This is a genomic window from Pseudomonas sp. 39004, from assembly GCF_028682155.1.
GTDB classification, from domain to species: Bacteria; Pseudomonadota; Gammaproteobacteria; order Pseudomonadales; family Pseudomonadaceae; genus Aquipseudomonas; species Aquipseudomonas capeferrum.
The window spans coordinates 1-17,095 of record NZ_JANIAG010000016.1 but is presented as its reverse complement, the minus strand read 5'-3'; the positions used below and the strand labels follow the sequence as shown (position 1 = coordinate 17,095).

At 62.8% G+C, this 17,095-nt stretch carries 15 protein-coding genes; 9 read left to right on the top strand and 6 right to left on the bottom strand.

Features of this window, described 5'->3' with window-relative positions:
• Window positions 1–6 precede the first annotated feature (6 nt).
• The gene (gene tssB / locus NP534_RS04840) at window positions 7–510 is read right to left on the bottom strand and encodes a type VI secretion system contractile sheath small subunit (RefSeq protein WP_274097955.1); all 504 of its coding nucleotides are present in this window, start codon (window positions 508–510) and stop codon (window positions 7–9) included.
• Window positions 511–852: 342 nt separating this feature from the next.
• Here tssB and vasI point away from each other — a divergent pair, with 342 nt between their 5' ends.
• The 3 genes from vasI to tssM are packed head-to-tail and all read left to right on the top strand — an operon-like array spanning window position 853 to window position 6,556.
• A complete protein-coding gene (vasI, locus tag NP534_RS04835; protein ID WP_274097954.1) occupies window positions 853–1,503 on the top strand; it encodes a type VI secretion system-associated protein VasI in 651 nt (216 codons plus the stop codon).
• Window positions 1,491–2,960, top strand: a complete 1,470-nt coding sequence (gene tssA, locus NP534_RS04830) for a type VI secretion system protein TssA (RefSeq protein ID WP_274097953.1) — start codon at window positions 1,491–1,493, stop codon at window positions 2,958–2,960. Before vasI ends, tssA begins: the two co-directional genes overlap by 13 nt.
• The gene (tssM, locus tag NP534_RS04825; RefSeq protein ID WP_274097952.1) at window positions 2,957–6,556 is read left to right on the top strand and encodes a type VI secretion system membrane subunit TssM; all 3,600 of its coding nucleotides are present in this window, start codon (window positions 2,957–2,959) and stop codon (window positions 6,554–6,556) included. The genes tssA and tssM overlap by 4 nt, the downstream gene beginning before the upstream one ends.
• A gap of 7 nt (window positions 6,557–6,563) precedes the next feature.
• Here the strand turns inward: tssM and NP534_RS04820 are convergent, their stop codons facing one another.
• Both NP534_RS04820 and NP534_RS04815 read right to left on the bottom strand, forming a co-directional pair.
• Window positions 6,564–7,334: an NAD(P)-binding domain-containing protein gene (locus tag NP534_RS04820; RefSeq protein ID WP_274097951.1), complete on the bottom strand. Its 771-nt coding sequence runs from the start codon at window positions 7,332–7,334 to the stop codon at window positions 6,564–6,566.
• A gap of 12 nt (window positions 7,335–7,346) precedes the next feature.
• On the bottom strand, window positions 7,347–8,666 hold the full coding sequence (locus tag NP534_RS04815; RefSeq protein WP_274097950.1) for an NAD(P)/FAD-dependent oxidoreductase: 1,320 nt from the start codon (window positions 8,664–8,666) through the stop codon (window positions 7,347–7,349).
• A gap of 191 nt (window positions 8,667–8,857) precedes the next feature.
• On the opposite strand from NP534_RS04815, the gene NP534_RS04810 reads away from it, so the two are divergent.
• On the top strand, window positions 8,858–9,487 hold the full coding sequence (locus tag NP534_RS04810; protein WP_274097949.1) for a glutathione S-transferase family protein: 630 nt from the start codon (window positions 8,858–8,860) through the stop codon (window positions 9,485–9,487).
• A gap of 258 nt (window positions 9,488–9,745) precedes the next feature.
• Here NP534_RS04810 and NP534_RS26770 read toward each other — a convergent pair whose 3' ends face one another.
• The 3 genes from NP534_RS26770 to NP534_RS04795 all read right to left on the bottom strand — a co-directional run bounded on the left by NP534_RS26770 (window position 9,746) and on the right by NP534_RS04795 (window position 10,936).
• Window positions 9,746–9,955 (bottom strand): hypothetical protein, encoded by a 210-nt coding sequence (locus tag NP534_RS26770; protein WP_443201072.1) that lies wholly within the window; start codon window positions 9,953–9,955, stop codon window positions 9,746–9,748.
• A 27-nt stretch (window positions 9,956–9,982) separates the two neighbouring features.
• Window positions 9,983–10,129, bottom strand: a complete 147-nt coding sequence (locus NP534_RS04800) for a hypothetical protein (protein WP_274097978.1) — start codon at window positions 10,127–10,129, stop codon at window positions 9,983–9,985.
• Window positions 10,130–10,327: 198 nt separating this feature from the next.
• Window positions 10,328–10,936, bottom strand: a complete 609-nt coding sequence (locus NP534_RS04795) for a TetR/AcrR family transcriptional regulator (RefSeq protein WP_274097948.1) — start codon at window positions 10,934–10,936, stop codon at window positions 10,328–10,330.
• An 84-nt stretch (window positions 10,937–11,020) separates the two neighbouring features.
• Between NP534_RS04795 and NP534_RS04790 the strand changes: the two genes are divergently transcribed.
• The 5 genes from NP534_RS04790 to NP534_RS04770 all read left to right on the top strand — a co-directional run.
• On the top strand, window positions 11,021–11,770 hold the full coding sequence (locus NP534_RS04790) for an SDR family NAD(P)-dependent oxidoreductase (RefSeq protein WP_274097947.1): 750 nt from the start codon (window positions 11,021–11,023) through the stop codon (window positions 11,768–11,770).
• Complete coding sequence (locus NP534_RS04785; RefSeq protein WP_274097946.1) at window positions 11,763–12,518, top strand: SDR family oxidoreductase; 756 nt, start codon at window positions 11,763–11,765, stop codon at window positions 12,516–12,518. The genes NP534_RS04790 and NP534_RS04785 overlap by 8 nt, the downstream gene beginning before the upstream one ends.
• A gap of 187 nt (window positions 12,519–12,705) precedes the next feature.
• Entirely contained in the window at window positions 12,706–14,781 is a 2,076-nt protein-coding gene (locus NP534_RS04780; RefSeq protein ID WP_274097945.1) for a hydantoinase/oxoprolinase family protein, read from the top strand.
• 24 nt (window positions 14,782–14,805) lie between these two features.
• On the top strand, window positions 14,806–16,470 hold the full coding sequence (locus tag NP534_RS04775) for a hydantoinase B/oxoprolinase family protein (protein ID WP_274097944.1): 1,665 nt from the start codon (window positions 14,806–14,808) through the stop codon (window positions 16,468–16,470).
• A 3-nt stretch (window positions 16,471–16,473) separates the two neighbouring features.
• Window positions 16,474–17,095: aminotransferase class I/II-fold pyridoxal phosphate-dependent enzyme (locus NP534_RS04770; protein WP_274097943.1), on the top strand; the 622-nt coding region annotated here is incomplete at its 3' end.

Here is a 17,095-nt window from a genome sequence, read left to right as displayed (position 1 = left end):
GTTGTCTCAGTCTTCTTTTGGCGCCTCAAGCACCAGGTCCAGTTCTTTGGCGAGCTGCTTGCGGGTTTGCTCATTGCTCAACAGGTGTTGCAGTTGCTTGCGGAATGTCGGCACGTTGCCCAGCGGGCCCTTCAGGGCGACCAGCGCCTCGCGCAGCTCCAATAGCTTGTTCAGTTCGGGTACCTGTCGAGCGATCTGGTCCGGCCCGAAGTCATGGATGGACTTGAACTGCAGGCTGACCGCCAGCTCGGCGTCGGGGGCGGTGCTGAGCAGGGAGGGCACTGACATATCCAGGCGCACATCGGCGTCGCTCAGGACGTTGTTGAAGCTGTGTTTATCAATGCGCATGACCGCGCGGTCTTCTAGCGCCCGGCTGTCATCCAAGCCGAAATCGCCCAGTACGAGCATCTTGTGGGGCAGCTCTACTTCGGCCTGTTCGTCACCGGTGGCAGGAACATACTTGATGTTTATGCGCTCTTTAGGCGCTACAGAGCCTTTATTTTTTGACATTGGCGTTTAACTCGCTGGTTGTTTTTGATCGTTTTTCGCAAGGTCCGTATTGTTGCGCGTTTAATCGCGATACTTATTTTGTAGGAAATTTCCCAAGTTTCAATGGTTGGCTCTTGTATAGTTGTTGGTGGCTTATAAAAACCATGCAATAAATAATGTCTCTTGGTCGAGCAGGAAAATGTAAGCGAATATTTGTTTGTATGCAGTTGGTTCTATGTACTAGGCTCGTGGTGATTTTATTTGGGTTGGCTGTGTGTGAGTGCGTTTATTGGTGCGTGCTTGTAGGAAAAGTGTGCGCGGCCATGTAGGGCATTTGTACTGTTTGTAGAGAGTGAACTTGGAATGATAATTCGCTGTGCATATGTCGCCGGTCTTTCGTTTGTGTTTTTTCTGCAGCCGGTGCTGGCAAGCCCTATTCAGGACTGCCCCGCGATCGTGTCTAACATCGAGCGGTTGGCCTGTTTCGACCAGGCTGCCGGCACACCTGCGCACAAGGCGAAAAAACAGTGGTCAGCACCGGAGCTGGAGGCAACCAGCGTGTTACGGGTGATGGCAAATGAGGCCACACGTACGGCAGATGACCTGACGTTTCGCATTGGCAGCCAAAGCGAGGGCAGTGAACGCGCACCTGAATGGGTCATTTCGGCCCCCGCCATTGCCTCAGGCGATGACCCTTCCTATCTGGCCATCAGTTGCATACAGAACATCTCCCGCCTGCAGTTGATTGCCAGGCAGCCCATCGGCGCCAGCTGGGTGACTGTGCGGCTGAAGGGGGAAGGCGGGTCTACGAATGCGACGCCCTGGCAGGTGATGGAGAACGGGCAAGTGCTCGACGCGGGGCGAGGTTTGCCGGCGATCGAGCAGATCAAGCAGCTGATAGGGGCGCAGCGCATCGAAGTTGTGAGTGATCTCAACGAAGTCGATGGGCTGATTTTTGATGCGCAAGGCCTGGACCCTTTGATCCGCCAGGTGCGAAGCACATGCCGGTGGTAGCGCAGGTGCCTGCGCAGCACATCACTGGGTTGCTCGCACCGATTGATCCGGCGGTCCCTGCTGGGCTGTTCGATGTGGAGGACGAAACCTACCAGGCCATTGACCAGGAGATGGTCAAGCTGGGCGGGCTGCAGGAAGCCTCGATCGACTGGGTTTACATTGAAGAGGCGTCCCGGCTTTACCTGAGCCAGCAATGCAAGCACCTGCGCATCGTCTCTCACCTCAGTGTTGCGTGGTTGCGCAGTGGCTGCTGGGAGCGCTGGGGCTACACGTTGGCGTTGTTGGCCGGCATGGTCGAACACTACTGGGAACCCGCCCATCCAAAGCCCGGCCCTAAGGGTTTCCTGGGCAAACGCAAGCTGGCGGCCTTGATGCTCAACCGCTTGATCGAAGCGTTGCCGCGCCTTGACCGCTTCACCTATACGCCGGCGCATGCGGCGGCGGCGCAGCAAGCGTTGACGTGCCTGCAACAGCAGCAGGGCGTCGCCCAACTGGACGCGAGCCTGCTGGGCGACCTGCAGCGCTTGCTTGGTAAACACTCGGCGCTTGCCGACGGCGTCGGCGAGCCTGCTGCGCCCAAGGCGCCTGCGGCAAGCATTGATGTTGCGCCGCTGGCCGAAGTCATCGCCACGCCCATGCCGCGTGTGTCGATGGGCAACGAACGAGAGACACGGCGGGCCGTGTTGACCATGGCCGAGCTCATCAATCAACAGGACCCGTACGACCCTACCGGTTATCAGTTACGTCGTTTTGGCTTGTGGGCGCACCTCCAGGCAGCACCCCAAGCGAGGCAGGGCGGCAACCGTACTGAACTGATGGCGGTTCCGGTGGATATAGCAGGGGCCTACGAAGACGCTATCGCCGGCACGGTGATTGACCCGGGGTTGCTGCAGCGGATCGAAAAGAGTGTGGCGGCATGCCCCTTCTGGATTCGCGGCAGTTTTCTGGCCGCGACTACCGCTTCGCGGCTGGCGATGGGCGAGGTCGCTGAGGCGATCCGCGCGACCACCGCGCGGTTCGTACAGCGTATGCCCGCCCTGCAGCAGTTGGGCTTCAGCGACGGCAGGGTATTTGTCGATGACCAATGCCTGGCTTGGCTCAAGGGCGGTCAGGGGCAGGGCGAGCAGGGTGCCCCCACTCATGAGTTCAGCGGCTTGCGCGAGGAGTTGGTCAGCCAACTGGAAAGCGGCGGCGTAGAGCCGGTTCTGCTCCGCTTGCAAGCGCTGCAGGCGGATTTTCGTGCCCCTCGTGATCGCTGCCATACCACCGTGATTGCTGCTGACTTGCTGGCGGCGCGGGGCGTGTCCTGGCTGGCCCAGGACCTGTGCGCCGGTGTGGCCCGCACGATGCAGCAAACCACCGCCGACGCCTGGGAGCCCGAGGTGTTCCAGCGGCTCCAGCAGTACGCCACAGCCCCAGCGTTGGCCAACCAGAACAAGGACCAGGAGCCCTCATGAATCAACTATGGAAGCAACTCAAACGCTGGGGCTTGCCGGTGGCTACGCGCATTGGCCTGGCACTGCCGCTGCTGTTGGCTATTGGCGCTGCGCTGATGTTGGTTGCCATCTGGTGGCTTGGCCCGCACTGGACATGGCGTGAACAACAGCCACTGGCGAGCGTGGCCCATCGCAGTCTGGCGAGCCTGGTGCTCGTGCTGGTGCCCTTGGTGTGCTGGCTGGTCATACTGCGTGCGCGCTTTCGCCGTCTGCAAGCTGAGCAGGCTCTGGCAATGGCTGCCGAGTCGGACCCTGCGCTGCCCTTCGTCCACGCCCAAGAGAAGGCGTTGAACCAGGGCCTTGCACGGTATCTGGACAATGCAGGCGGTCGACGGGGTTTGTATCGGTTGCCGTGGTATCTGGTGCTGGGCGATGAGCATGCCGGGAAAAGCAGCTTCATCGATTGCACCGATCAGAGTTTTTCCCTGACGCGTATCGACAAGGCCCAGGCACGCGGCCGGCAGGCTGAAACGCTTGCTTACCCGGTGGGGTGGTGGATCAGTAATGACGCGGTGATCATCGACCCACCCGGCGCCTTCATCAGTCAGGGCGCGCTGGCAAGCTCACCGAACAGTGAGCCCGCGGTATCTGAAGGCACCCAGGGCAAGTTGTGGAGCCATCTGCTGGGCTGGTTGCTGCGCAATAGAAGCCAGAGAGCGCTCAATGGCTTGTTGCTGGTTGTCGACCTGCCCGGGCTGTTGCATGGGTCACCTGAGCAACGCACGGCATTGGCCCATGTGTTGCGCACACGCTTGCACGAGGTAAGCAGTCAGCTGGGTTCGCGCTTGCCACTGTATGTGGTACTCAGCAAATTCGATCTGCTCGATGGTTTTGATCCTTTCTACAGCAAGCTCTCAGCGGCCAGCCGCGCAAACATGTTGGGGGTCACGTTCAAGCTGGATGCGGTCGAAGCGTTCGACGCCTGGCTGGACGAATACGCTGAACACTACGATCGCTTGATTTGCCAGTTGTTCGAGCAGGTCGTGGACCGTATCGATTCAGTGGGCAGTGCACCCCTGCGCGCACGGCTGTTTTCCTTGCATGCGCAGTTGATCGGGCTGCGGCCGATATTGCTAGGGTTTCTACGCGAGGCCTTGGCAAGTGACCGTTTCACCACCCCGGCCTTGGTCCGTGGTGTGTATTGGTCATCCGTCACGCAGCAAGGCGAAATGCGTAACGCATTCATCCGAGAAGCGGCTCAGCCCTATAAAACGAAGCTTCCCTTGCGTGAAGGTAAGGCGCCAGGCAAGGCGCTGGTCTACTTCGTCCAACGGGCTTTTGCGCGGGTGATCTACCAGGAGGCCGGCCTTGCCGGGGACAATGTCAAGGTGGCTCGCAGCAAGCGCCAATTGCTGTGGGTGGGTTCTGGCGTAGGCCTGCTTGCGTTCTGCATCGCCATTGCCAGTTGGCAACGCTACTTCGATATCAATGGCACCAAGGCCGCCGGGGTGCTTGCCAAGAGCCAGGAGTACAGCCATCACGAAGTGGATCAGCGCCTGGACCCGACCGGCCGCAATTTGCTGGAGCCACTGGACCAGATCCGTGACGCGGTATCGGTGTTTGGCGATTACCGTGCTGCGTGGCCTGGTGTGGCGGATTTGGGCCTTTATCAGGGCCGCGCCATCGGGCCCCGGGTGGACGAAGCCTACCTGAGCTTGCTCTCCAAGCGCTTCTTGCCGGCCTTGGCCAGCGGCGTGGTCGATGCCATGAACGCGGCGCCCCCCGGCAGCGAGCAGCAAATGGCGGCGCTCAGGGTTTACCGTATGCTCGAAGACCGCAAGAGCCGCCGGCCTGAATGGGTCGAGGAGTGGATGGCACGGCAGTGGCAACAGGCGTTTCCCGGCCAGGGGCAGCTGCAGCGCGACCTCATGCAGCACCTGGAATATGCCTTGGCGTATGCCGATGCAGATCTGCCGCAGTTCCGCCAGCGGGTCAGTGAAGTGCAGCAGGCATTGCGCAAGGTGCCATTGCCACAGCGGGTGTATGCGGGCCTCAAGCAACAGGCCCAGGAGCAGCTACACACCGGCTTGGACCTGCGTCACCAGGTGGGCCCGGCGTTCGATGTGGTTTACCAGCCGTCTGCAGGGGCCGGACGGGAGGATAACCTTCTGCTGGCCCCCATGCTGACCGCCAAAGGCTACACGGCGTATTTTGAACCGCGCAGCCAGCGGTTCGCCGAGATGGCGATGATCGACCAGTGGGCACTCGGCGAACGCGCTCAACTTGACTATTCGGACGCCGACCGGGAGGCGCTGAGCGAACGCTTGCGCAATCTGTACAGCACCGACTACATCGACAGCTGGCGGCGTGCCCTGAATGCGTTTGCGGTGGCTGACTTTCGCGACCTGGATCATGCTGTCGCGATCCTGCAACAGCTGACCGGGCCTGCGGCGCCGCTGCAGCGGCTGCTGGATACCGTGCGCGAAAACACGTCGCTGGCCTCGGCAGCAGGCATTGAAGCGCCGAGTGAGGCTGCTGCGCTGCGGCCTGCAAGTCGCCCACCCGCGCAACAACAGACGTTAGCGATTCAGCGGGCATTCGCGGGCCTCAGTGCCATGTTGCAGGCAACAGGCGATAAACCGAGTTACTACGATGAAACGCTCGCCGCCATTGCCGCCGTCCACGACTATGCCAAGGCGGTGCAGGACAGCCCCGACCGAGGTAAGGCAGCCCTGCAAGCGGTGCATCAGCGCTTCTCGATGACGGGGCATGACCCGATCGGTACCTTGCAGCGTGTTGCTACGGGGTTGCCGGAACCCCTCAACTTCCAGGTAAGAAAAGTCGCGGATCAAACCGCGCGGGTGTTGAACGTGGAAGCGTTGCGTGAACTGGAGCGACGCTGGGACGTTGAAGTGTACAGCTTCTTCCAGCAACGCCTGGCGGGGCGCTACCCCTTCGTGGTGAAAGCGCCCGATGCCTCTCTGGAAGACTTCGAGGCGTTCTTTGGGCCGAAGGGTCGCCTGCAACAGTTCAATGATCAGTACCTGAAGGTGTTCCTGAACGACAACCTCGAAGCCCTGCAGTCAGGTCAGGGGCAGTCCTTGATCCGCAGCGACGTGATCGAACAGTTGGCGCTGGCAGACCGCATCCGCGAGACCTTCTTCGACCAGCGCGGCAACCTGAGTGTGCAATTCAGCATCGAGCCGTTGGGGCTCAGCGCCAATCAGCGCACCAGTCTGCTGGACCTGGATGGCCAGTTGATTGCTTACACCCATGGTCCAAGCCAGATCAGCGGGGTTGTCTGGCCCAATACCCTGGGGCGCAAAGTGCGCAGCAACCTTACGTTGCTCCGGCAGAACGGCAATAGCAGCAGCCTGGAGTACCGCGGGCCTTGGTCGATGTTCCGCTTGCTTAGCCGCGGCTCGCTCAATGGGCGCACCGCAACCAGCGTGGACCTGAGCTTCAGGACCGGAGACGGCGTGATGCGCTATCGGCTGAATGCTGAAAAAGCCTTCAACCCGATTACCCAACAGCCTTTCAAAGGCTTCCGCTTGCCGCGTGGCTTGTTGCAGCTGCCACCCAAGGTTGCACTGGCCGGGCAAGCGGACGGTACGTAAGAGGACGTTACCTAGACCGCGTCAACAACCCATCCAGCACCACCTCGCAGGCCGCGCCCCAGCTGGCACTCACTGGCTGATGCATCAGTACCGCCAGCCCATCGGCGGTAAAGGTGCCTGGCGTGGCAATCGCCTGCCCCAACGCCTTCAGCGTGTGCTCGGGCTGGCGCTGGGCACTGGTCACACAGTCGTGCAGGTTGCCCAGCACCAGAGCACGCGCTTCGGCAGCCGGCAGACCCTTGTCGGTCAGCCACTGCTGCAAATCGTGCAACAGGAAGTAGAACCAGCCATTCATGCACGCGGCAACCGTGGCCAGCTCGAACGCGGCTTCATCCTGCAGCACCACCAGGTTGCCCAGCGCGCCCAGGCCCTGCTCGGTAGGCACGTCCGGCGGGCAGACCACCACGGTGGCCTGGTTGTGTTGCGCCGCGTAAGACAGCATCACGCGCACGCAGTGGGCCGCAGGGAAGGCCGCTTGCAACTGTGCCAGGCCCACACCCGCCGCCAACGACAGCAAGCGTTGCCCGCGGCGCAGGCGCACCTCGCTGGCGATTTGTGCCAGCGCTGCCGGGCGCACGCCCAGCATCACCAGCTCGGCCTGATCGACCACCGCCTGGTTGCTCGGCAGTACCTGGCAACCTTGCGTGTGGGCCAGCGCTTCGGCGCGCTGGGCGTTGCGTGGCGACAGCAGGATCGCGCCGTCGAAACCACTGCGGCGCAGGCCCATCACCACTTTTTCGGTCAGCTCGCCGACCCCGAGAATACCCAGACTATGCATGATGCCTCCTTGTCAGCTTTCCAGGCCGGCACGGCGCTGGCCCCAGTGCAGATTCAGGTTCACGCCCATGCTCAGCAGCGGCTCCGGTGGGTTGCGGTTAGGCCCCGCCGAGCCCAGCAGGAAGTCGATCAGTTCGTCGCGCTCACCGCTCAGCCAGTCGGCCAGCAAGGTACCGGTAGCGGTGCCCCGGGTAATCCCCAGGCCGTTGCAGCACAGCGCTGCATGGACATTGGGTGCCAGTGTGCCGAAGTGCGACAGGTGGTTGCGCGACAGGCACATCGCGCCGCCCCAGGTGAACTCGAACGGCGTACCCGAGAGCATCGGGAAGCGCCGTTCGAACGACGCCCGGTGCTGCCGAACGGCCCGCTGCAAGTGGCGCTGACTGGCACGGCCATCGGCGTTGAAGCTGAAGCTGTTGCGCACCAGCAGGCGCTGGTCCGGGGTGCGCCGCAGGGTGCTGCCGAACGGGTCGGCGGGGATGATGCCCCAGCTTGCCTTGCCGCCCAGGCGTGCCTGCTCGTCGTCGCTCAGGGGGCGGGTCATGCTGGCGTAGGTGAAGATCGGCAGCAGCCGGCCCGGCAAAAAGCCGAAGTACGAGGCGAAGGCGTTGTTGGTCAGCAGCAATTGGTCGGCAACAATTTCGCCGTGGGCGTGCTTGAGGGTGATGCGCGAGCCCTGTTCAAGGCGGGTGATGGTGGTGTGTTCGTACAGCGTCACGTTGCCGGGCAGGCTTTGCGCCAGGCCTTTGGCCAGGGCGGCCGGCTGCAGCAACTGGGTGCCGGGCGTGTACAGCGCCTTGCGGTAGAACGACGTGCCGAAGTGTGCCGGCAGGTCACGGGCATCGATCATCTGGTAGGGCTGGCCGAGTTTTTCCAGGCCGCTGCGGTAGGCCTCCAGCACGGCCAAGCCCTTGTCTTCGACGGCGGCCTGGTACTTGCCGTCCGGGCGTAACTGGCAGTCGATGCCGTGTTGGCCGATCAGCTTGTGCAGTATCGACTGCGCGCGCAGGTTCAGCTTGAGGTTCATTCGCGCAGTGGCCAGCTCACCGATGTAGTCAGGCGCACCGATGTCGTGGGGCAGGTCGATGGCAAAGCCCGAATTGCGTCCCGAGGCGCCGAAGCCGACTTCCTGGGCTTCCACCAGGATGATCTCGTCGTCGGGGTGATGCAGCGCCAGTTGCCGTGCTGCCGCAAGGCCGGTGAAGCCGGCACCGAGCACCACCCAGCGCGCTTCGCTCCGCCCCCGATGCGCGGCGCAGGGCTGGCGCCGGGGGCTGAGGTGGAACCAGCCGCAACCGTTGTCGTCCGCAGGGGTAGAGGTGTTTCTGTACATGGGGTTTATCCGTGTTGTTTTCCTCACTGTCGCACGACGCACGCGGCGGGCATATAACGGGAGTGACGGGTCGTGGGAGGTTTTGAATTGACCTTTGCGAGTTGCTCGTGATTTGCTCGGTTGGCCGGTGATTGGCCGGTGCAACGGCCCCCAGCAGCCAACGATCATTCAAAGGAAACTGAAGGTCTGCCATGTCCGAATACAAACTTCACTGCTTCGCAGAATCCGGTAATGCCTACAAAGCCGCCCTCATGCTCGAACTCACCGGCCAGGCCTGGCAGCCGGTGTTCGTCGACTTCTTCAACGGCCAGACCCGCGAGCAATCCTGGCGCGATGACGTGAACGAGCAGGGCGAGGTGCCGGTGCTGGAGCACGCTGGCAAGTCGCTCACCCAATCTGCGCTGATCCTCGAATACCTGGCCGAACAGACCGGCCAGTTTGGCCCGCGTGATGAGGACGAGAAACGTGAAATCTGGCGCTGGATGCTGTTCGACAACCACAAGTTCACCAGCTACTACGCGGCGCTGCGGTTCATCTACTGCTTGAAAAAGATGGGCGAAACGGAGGTGACCAAGTTCTTGCGTGATCGCGCCACGGCGGCCTATCGCATCGTCGATGCGCACTTGGCCAAAACCCCCTTCATGGTCGGCGGGCGGTTGACCATCGCCGACCTGTCGCTGGCGGGGTATGTGTTCATGCCTGAAGACACCGGTATCGCGCTGGCCGAATTCACCCATATCGAGGCCTGGAAAGCGCGTATCAAGGGCACACCCGGTTGGAAGCACCCGTACGACCTGATGCCGCGCACAGCGACCGTTTAGGCGCCATTCGGATGACCGGTCGGCGACAAGCCGGGCGGCATGACTACGCTCAGGACGTAAGAAACATTTTGCAATAACTGGCCAGCTGGCCCTGAAGGACCTCGTTCATCCGCTGCAGATGGAAGGCCGCACTGGTTGCAGGTCGCCCCACGGGGGGCCGGAACTCACGGGGTGCCCTGTGCAACCCCGTGCTACTCCAAGCGGAGGCACATCATGCTCAAGAAATGCTTGTTGGCTTTGGCGATCGGCGCGGTTTTGTCAGCGTCGGCAGTTTTGGTGCCGGACTCCATGGGCGGTGCGTCCAGTGCGTATGCGAAGGATGGCGGCGGTGGAGGTGGCGGTCATGGTGGCGGTGGCGGTGGCGGCGGCAGTGGTGGCGGTGGCCATGGCGGCGGAGGCGGAGGTCACGGTGGTGGAGGTGGCGGCGGCAGTGGCGGCGGTGGCCATGGCGGCAGTGGCAGTGGACACAGTGGCGACGGCGGCGGGCATGCCAGCTCAGGTCGCGGTGACAGCGGACGGAACGGGGCCGATGATGGGGCTAACCATGAGGCCAACCATGAGGCCAACCACAATGTGGGTGAGGCCCACGGTGTAGGGCATGGCGCGGACGACGGTCCCGACCATGATGTCGGAGACGATCATGGAGGTGACCGCACGTAGCTTTTGAGTTGCCAGTACTGGCCTCTTCGCGGGTACTGGCAACGCACCTCTCAGATCGACAGCCGCACCACCCTGTTATCCATGCACCTGGTTGTAATGGCAGAACCGGTAAGCCGAACGCAGCAAGGCGTTTTCGACCCTTTCGTACAAATCCCCCTCACTCGGGGCGACCTCCATTGTTTATTGGTTTGTGTGCAGGAGCACATGCTTGGGCTGTTTACCGGTACCGACAATGCCCTGCACGAACGTCACCAGCTGCTCGCGCGCCATCATCACGGCGCCCCATTGCGCCTGCCCGCACAGCAAGCCCAGCACCGCATGCGCGATCGACCGTGCGCGCGGTGCAGGCAAGCCGCATTCGGCGGCGACAATGTCGCTGAGCAGCCCGCAATATTCAGCCTTCAATTGTTCCACCAGCAACACCTGCTCTTCGCTCAGGTTGACCGCCTCTCGCGTCAGTAGCACCAGTTTGTCAGGGTTCACCTGGCTGTAGGCGATGAATGCCTGGACGAAACACTGCAAGTGTTCACTGGTGGTGCGGGCACCTTTGAGGCACTGTCGGGTTTCGTACAGCAGGTCGGTCAGGCTCGACTCGATCAACTCGAACAGCAGCCCTTGCTTGCTCTCGATATGGTGGTAGAGCGACCCGGCACGCAAGCCCAGGTGGCTGGCCAGGTCGCGCAGGCCGATGGCCTGGTAGCCACGGCTTGCGAACAACGTGCTGGCCGCCTCCAGCAGGCGATCCCGTGCGTGCGGGGCGTGAATGTGCGAGAGGCTGGAGGTGGGCATGGCGGGACCTTTCGGCGAATTGATGTTTGACCAAATGTAAGACAACAGGCATCTTACGTAAAGACTCAATCACGGAGGTGTTTTGTGGATAATCAAACGGTGGTGATCGTAGGTGGCGCTTCGGGTCTGGGCCTGGAAACAGCCCGGCTGATGGTCAAGCGTGGCGCCGGCAAGATCGGCCTGATCGACCGCAATGAGCAACTGTTGGTACAAGCAGCCGAGGTGTTGCGTGGGCAGGGTGTAGAGGTGGCGATCGCGGTCGGTGACATTGCCCGCAAGGACACTGCCCATGCCGCGTTTGCCGAGATTGTCGCAGGCCTGGGCCGGGTCCATTGCCTGGTCAACAGCGCGGCCATCTACCCGCGCCAGGACATCTTCGAAATTACCGACGACGAGTGGGACCTGGAGAACGCCGTCAACATCAAGGGCACCTACCACATGATGGTCGCCGCCGTGCGCCACATGCAGCAGTACGTCCAGGCGCCGGCGGTGACCGGGCGCATCGTCAACGTCACCTCCGTGGACGCCTTCAAGGCACACCCACAAAACGCCCATTACGCGGCAACCAAGGCGGCGGTGGTGAGCCTGACCAAATCCTTCGCCCAGGCCTGCGCCAAGGACCAGATCCTGGTCAACTCGGTGGCCCCGGCCGGCTTTGCCACCGAGCGCGCCAAGCAGCTGGGCTTCCTCGGTGAGCTGGCCGCCGCCAACCCGCTGGGCCGGGCTGCGGAGCCGGCAGAGATCGCCGAATGGATCGTGATGATGGGCAGCAGCCGCAACAGCTATGCCACCGGCGAAAACGTGATTGTCAGCGGGGGTTACATTTATGCCTGAAGTCGCTTTCCCCGAGGGCTACCAGCGCGCGCTGGTGACCGGGGCCACCAGTGGTATCGGCAAAGCGATCGTGCTGGCGCTGCGCGATGCCGGCCTGCAGGTGATCGCAGTGGGGCGCAGCCCCGAAGCATTGGCCGAACTTGCCAGCGAGCCGGGCGTGACGACCCTGCAGGCGGATGTGCGTGACTATCGGGCGTTGAGCGCTGCGCTGGGGGGGCAGGCGGTGGATGTACTGGTGAACAACGCCGGCATTCTCTCGACCCGCGCTGCGTTCCAGGCGATTGACGAGGCCGAGATCGACAACATGCTCGACATCAACCTGAAGGCGCCGCTGCACCTGACGCGTCAGGTGTTGCCGGGCATGCTCGGGCGGGGCAGGGGGCATCTGTTTTTCATCGGCTCCAGCGCAGGCCGCGCACCGCACCCGGGGGCGGCGGTGTATGGCGCTTCCAAGGCCGGGGTGAGTCTGTTCTGCGATGCCTTGCGTTGCGACCTGTTGGGCAGCGGGGTACGGGTGACCGAGATTGCCCCGGGGCGGGTGCAGACCCAGCTGTACAAGACGGCGATGGGCATGCAGGCGGCTGGCAGCGAGTTATATGAAGGTTATGAGTCGATTCAGCCGGAGGATATCGCCCAGTTGCTGCTGGCGGCATTGAAGATGCCGCGTCAGGTGGATGTGTCGCGGCTTGAGGTGTTCCCCACGGCGCAGGCGGTGGGTGGCGGGCGGATGGTCAAGACTGCGGGTTGAGTGCAGGGATGGATTAGGGTTTTGGCACTCGATCTCCCAGGCGCCAAAACCCCCAAACCCTGCACCTCACACCAGCAGAAAAATTCAGACATACAGATGCTTGACCACCTGTAAGACAACATATAACTTACATCAAGACCGCTTCAGCAGGTCGAGACAACTACAAAGCATTGCAGGGGATATGACGATGACTGCGACATCATGCCGGGTCGGCGTGGACATAGGCGGGACCTTCACCGATATCGCGCTGGATGTGAACGGCGTGCTGCATTCGACCAAGATCCTGACCGACTACGAGCTGCCCGAGCGGGCCATCCTCACCGGCGTGCGCCAGGTGGTGGAGCAGGCGGGCCTTGCACTTTCGGACATCGATCAGCTGATCCATGGCACCACCCTGGCCACCAACGCCCTGATTGAACGCCGCGGCGCACGCACTGCCTTCATCACCACCGAAGGCTTTCGCGACACCCTGGAGATGCGTACCGAAAACCGTTTCGAGCAGTACGACATCAACATCGTCCTGCCACCGCCGCTGATCGACCGTGAACACCGCTATACCCTGCGCGAACGCCTGGACGTCAAAGGCCGGGTGCTGATCGCCCCCGAGCAGGCCGAAATCGACACGCTGGTCGAGCGCATCGCCGAAGGCAACTACGAAAGCGTCGCCATCGGCTTCATCCACAGCTACGTCAATGGCGCCCACGAGCGGCAATTGCGCGATGCCCTGCAGGCGCGCCTGCCACAGGTATCGATCTCGATCTCCAGCGAAGTCTCGCCACAGATGCGCGAGTTCGAGCGCTTCAACACCGTCTGTGCCAACGCCTACGTCAAACCGCTGATCAAGTCGTACCTGGACCGCCTGGTGGTCACCCTCAAGCAACAGGGTGCCCACTGCCCGGTGTTCATGATCCACTCCGGCGGCGGCATCATCTCGGTACAGAGCGCGGCCGAGTTCCCGGTGCGCCTGGTCGAGTCCGGCCCTGCTGGCGGCGCGATCTTCGCCGCTGACATCGCCCGCCGCTATCAGCTGCAAAACGTGCTGTCGTTCGACATGGGCGGCACCACAGCGAAGATCTGCCTGATCGAAGACCAGGTGCCGAAAACCGCCAAAACCTTCGAAGTGGCGCGTACCTACCGCTTCAAGAAGGGCAGCGGCATGCCGATTTCCATCCCGGTGGTGGAGATGGTCGAGATCGGTGCCGGCGGTGGCTCGATCGCCAGCATCGACAGCATGCGCCAGATTCGCGTGGGCCCGCACAGTGCGGCCTCCGAACCAGGGCCTGCCTGCTACAACCGTGGCGGCCTGGCGCCGACCATCACTGACGCCAACCTGCTGCTGGGGCGCCTTGATGGCGACAACTTCGCCGGCGGCGCGCTCCGCCTTTCCAGCGAAAAGGCCGCCGAGGCGATGGCGCGAGTGATTGGCAACCCGCTGAGCATGAGTGCCAATACCGCAGCCTTTGGCGTCTGCGAAGTGGTCGATGAAAACATGGCCAATGCTGGCCGTGTGCATGCGGTAGAGAGCGGCAAGGATATCGCCGACTACACCATGATCACCTTTGGCGGTGGCGGCCCGCTGCACGCGGCGCGCCTCTGCGAGAAAATGGGCGTATCGCGCTTCATCGTACCGGCTGGCGCCGGCGTGGGTTCGGCCATTGGCTTCCTGCGTGCGCCGTTCGGCTACGAGGCGGTGCGCAGTGCGTTCGTGCGCCTGTCCGAGTTCGACGCTACGGCAGTCAACGGCCTGATCGAAGAAATGAAGGCCGAGTCGCTGAGTTTCCTGCGCCAGGGCATGCCCGAGGGCGAGCCTGAAATGGACTGCACAGCGTTCATGCGCTACGTCGGCCAGGGCTGGGAAATCCCCGTGGCGCTGCCGTTCAAGGCTTTCACAGCAGCTGACACTGCCCAGTTCAAGGCCTTGTTCGAAGAGGCCTACACGCGCTTCTTCGGTCGCCCGATCGAAGGCCCGGATATCGAGATCGTCAGCTGGTCGGTCCGCGCCAGTTCGCCGCTGCCACCGGTGGCCCATATCGAAGAAGTCGGCGCTGCCTACCGCGCCACTGAGGTGTCACGCCGCGAAGTGTTCGATGTCGCGGCGGGTGGCTTGGTCGAGGCGGGCATCTACCCGCGCGAAGCACTGCAAGTCGGCGCTCGCGTCGATGGCCCGGCGATCATCGTCGAGCGCGAGACCTCGACCTTCGTCACCTCCCAATTCATCGCCACGGTCCAGCCCGACGGCTGCCTGCTGGTTGCCCGTCGCTAACGCCCTATATCGGAGGCAAGCACCATGAGCGAAACCCTGATCGACATTCAAATGCAGGTGATGTGGAACCGCCTGGTCTCGGTGGTCGAAGAGCAGGCCCTGACCCTGATCCGCACCGCATTCTCCACCAGTGTGCGCGAGGCGGGCGACTTGTCTGCCGGTGTCTTCGACCGCGCCGGCAACATGCTGGCCCAGGCGGTCACTGGTACGCCCGGCCACGTCAACACCATGGCCGAGGCCGTGGTGCACTTCATCAACGATATCGGCGAGGACAACATCTTCGAGGGCGACGTCTACGTGACCAACGACCCGTGGAAGGGTACCGGCCACCTGCACGACATCACCATTGTTTCGCCGTCCTTTTACAAGGGCCGGCTGATCGGCTACTTCGCCAGCACCGCCCACGTGGTCGACATCGGTGGCCGCGGCTTCGGCCCGGACGCCCGCGAGGTGTACGAGGAAGGCCTGTTCATCCCGATCATGAAGCTGTTCGAGCGCGGCAAGGTCAACCGTGACCTGATCAACATCCTGCGTAACAACGTGCGCGAGAACGATCGCGTGGTGGGTGACTTCTACGCCCTGTCGGCGTGCAACGAAACCGGCCACAAGCGCCTGCTCGACATGCTCGACGAGTTCAAGCTCGACGACCTGGAGCACATTGGCGGCTTCATTCTCGAACACAGCCGCCGTGCCACCCTGGCGTGCTTCAAGTCGCTGCCCCATGGCACCTACAGCAACAGCATGATCCTCGATGGCTACGACGTACCGGTGACCCTCGCGGTGACTCTCACCGTCGGCCCTGATGGCATCAAGAGTGACTTCACCGGCACCTCGGGCATGAGCCAGTTCGGCATCAACGTGCCGCTGGGCTATGCCAAAGCCTACGCCTGCTATGGCCTGAAGTGCATCGTCGCGCCGGAAATCCCCAACAACACAGCTTCGCTGGCGCCGTTCGAGGTCACCGCCCCCGAGGGCTGCATCCTCAATGCCAAGCACCCGGCGCCGGTGTCCGTGCGCCACGTGCTCGGCCACTTCGTGCCCGACCTGGTGCTGGGTGCGCTGCACAAGTGCCTGCCTGGCCAAGTACCGGCCGAGGGCGCCAGTGCGCTGTGGAACCTGCACCTGAGCGTGCGCCCACTGCCGGGCAACCCGAAGGGCCGCAACGCCGAAATGCTGATGTTCAACAGCGGCGGCATGGGTGCCCGCTCGGCGATGGATGGCCTGAGTGCCACGGCGTTCCCCAGCGGCGTGCACACCATGCCGGTGGAAGCCACCGAGCATGCAGGGCCCGTGGTGGTCTGGCGCAAGGAGTTGCGCGAAGGCTCCGGCGGTGCCGGCCAGCTGCGCGGCGGCCTGGGCCAGGAAATTGAAGTGTCGGCGGCAGACGGCTACAGCTTCCGTTTCAGCGCCATGTTCGACCGTATCCAGCATGCCGCCCGTGGCCTTGAAGGTGGCCAAGCCGGTGCCGAAGGTTTCGTCGGCCTGGATGACGGCACCCTGTTGCGCGGCAAGGGCCAGCAATTTGTCCCGGCTGAGCGCCGCCTGGTGCTGCGCCTGCCCGGTGGCGGCGGTTACGGCGACCCACGCCAGCGCGACCGTCAGCAGGTCGAGCGTGACGTGCGTTTTGGCTACATAAGCGCCGAGCAGGCGCGCAACGACTACGGCTTCGACGCCGCACAGGAGCGCTAGACAATGGACGTGCAAAGCAGCCGCGTACGCGCCGTCAAGAGTTCGCCGAGCATGGCCGTGTCGGTACTGGCCAAGCAGATGCTGGCCAACGGCGAGCCGGTGATCAACCTCAGCCTCGGCGAGCCGGACTACAACGTACCGGCCCATGTCATCGAGGCCGCGCACCAGGCGATGCTGGCAGGCAACAACCACTACACCGGGCCCAATGGCCTGGAGGCGTTGCGCCAGGCGATCGTCGACAAATTCGCCCGGGAAAACCAGCTGGTCTACGGCTTGGACGAGATCTGCGTGGGCAACGGCGCCAAGCAGCTGTTGTTCAACGCCTTCCTTGCCACCCTGGAGCCGGGTGACGAGGTGATCACCCCGGCGCCGTACTGGGTGTCGTACACCGACATGGCGATGCTCAACGGCGGCGTGCCCAAGGTTATCCCATGCGATGCCGGGCAGGGTTTCAAGCTCAAACCCGAGCAGCTGGAGGCAGCCATCACCCCGCGCACCCGCTGGCTGATGCTGAATTCGCCGAACAACCCCAGCGGGGCGATCTTCACCCGTGAGGAATTCGCGGCGCTGGGCCAGGTACTGGCGCGTCACCCGCACGTGCTGGTGATATCCGATGAGATCTACG

Coding starts and splice junctions, on each gene's coding strand:
- tssB (WP_274097955.1), bottom strand. CDS start 510: ATGTCAAAAAATAAAGGCTCTGTAGCGCCTAAAGAGCGCATAAACATC.
- vasI (WP_274097954.1), top strand. CDS start 853: ATGATAATTCGCTGTGCATATGTCGCCGGTCTTTCGTTTGTGTTTTTT.
- tssA (WP_274097953.1), top strand. CDS start 1,491: ATGCCGGTGGTAGCGCAGGTGCCTGCGCAGCACATCACTGGGTTGCTC.
- tssM (WP_274097952.1), top strand. CDS start 2,957: ATGAATCAACTATGGAAGCAACTCAAACGCTGGGGCTTGCCGGTGGCT.
- NP534_RS04820 (WP_274097951.1), bottom strand. CDS start 7,334: ATGCATAGTCTGGGTATTCTCGGGGTCGGCGAGCTGACCGAAAAAGTG.
- NP534_RS04815 (WP_274097950.1), bottom strand. CDS start 8,666: ATGTACAGAAACACCTCTACCCCTGCGGACGACAACGGTTGCGGCTGG.
- NP534_RS04810 (WP_274097949.1), top strand. CDS start 8,858: ATGTCCGAATACAAACTTCACTGCTTCGCAGAATCCGGTAATGCCTAC.
- NP534_RS04800 (WP_274097978.1), bottom strand. CDS start 10,129: ATGATCGTCTCCGACATCATGGTCGGGACCGTCGTCCGCGCCATGCCC.
- NP534_RS04795 (WP_274097948.1), bottom strand. CDS start 10,936: ATGCCCACCTCCAGCCTCTCGCACATTCACGCCCCGCACGCACGGGAT.
- NP534_RS04785 (WP_274097946.1), top strand. CDS start 11,763: ATGCCTGAAGTCGCTTTCCCCGAGGGCTACCAGCGCGCGCTGGTGACC.
- NP534_RS04780 (WP_274097945.1), top strand. CDS start 12,706: ATGACTGCGACATCATGCCGGGTCGGCGTGGACATAGGCGGGACCTTC.
- NP534_RS04775 (WP_274097944.1), top strand. CDS start 14,806: ATGAGCGAAACCCTGATCGACATTCAAATGCAGGTGATGTGGAACCGC.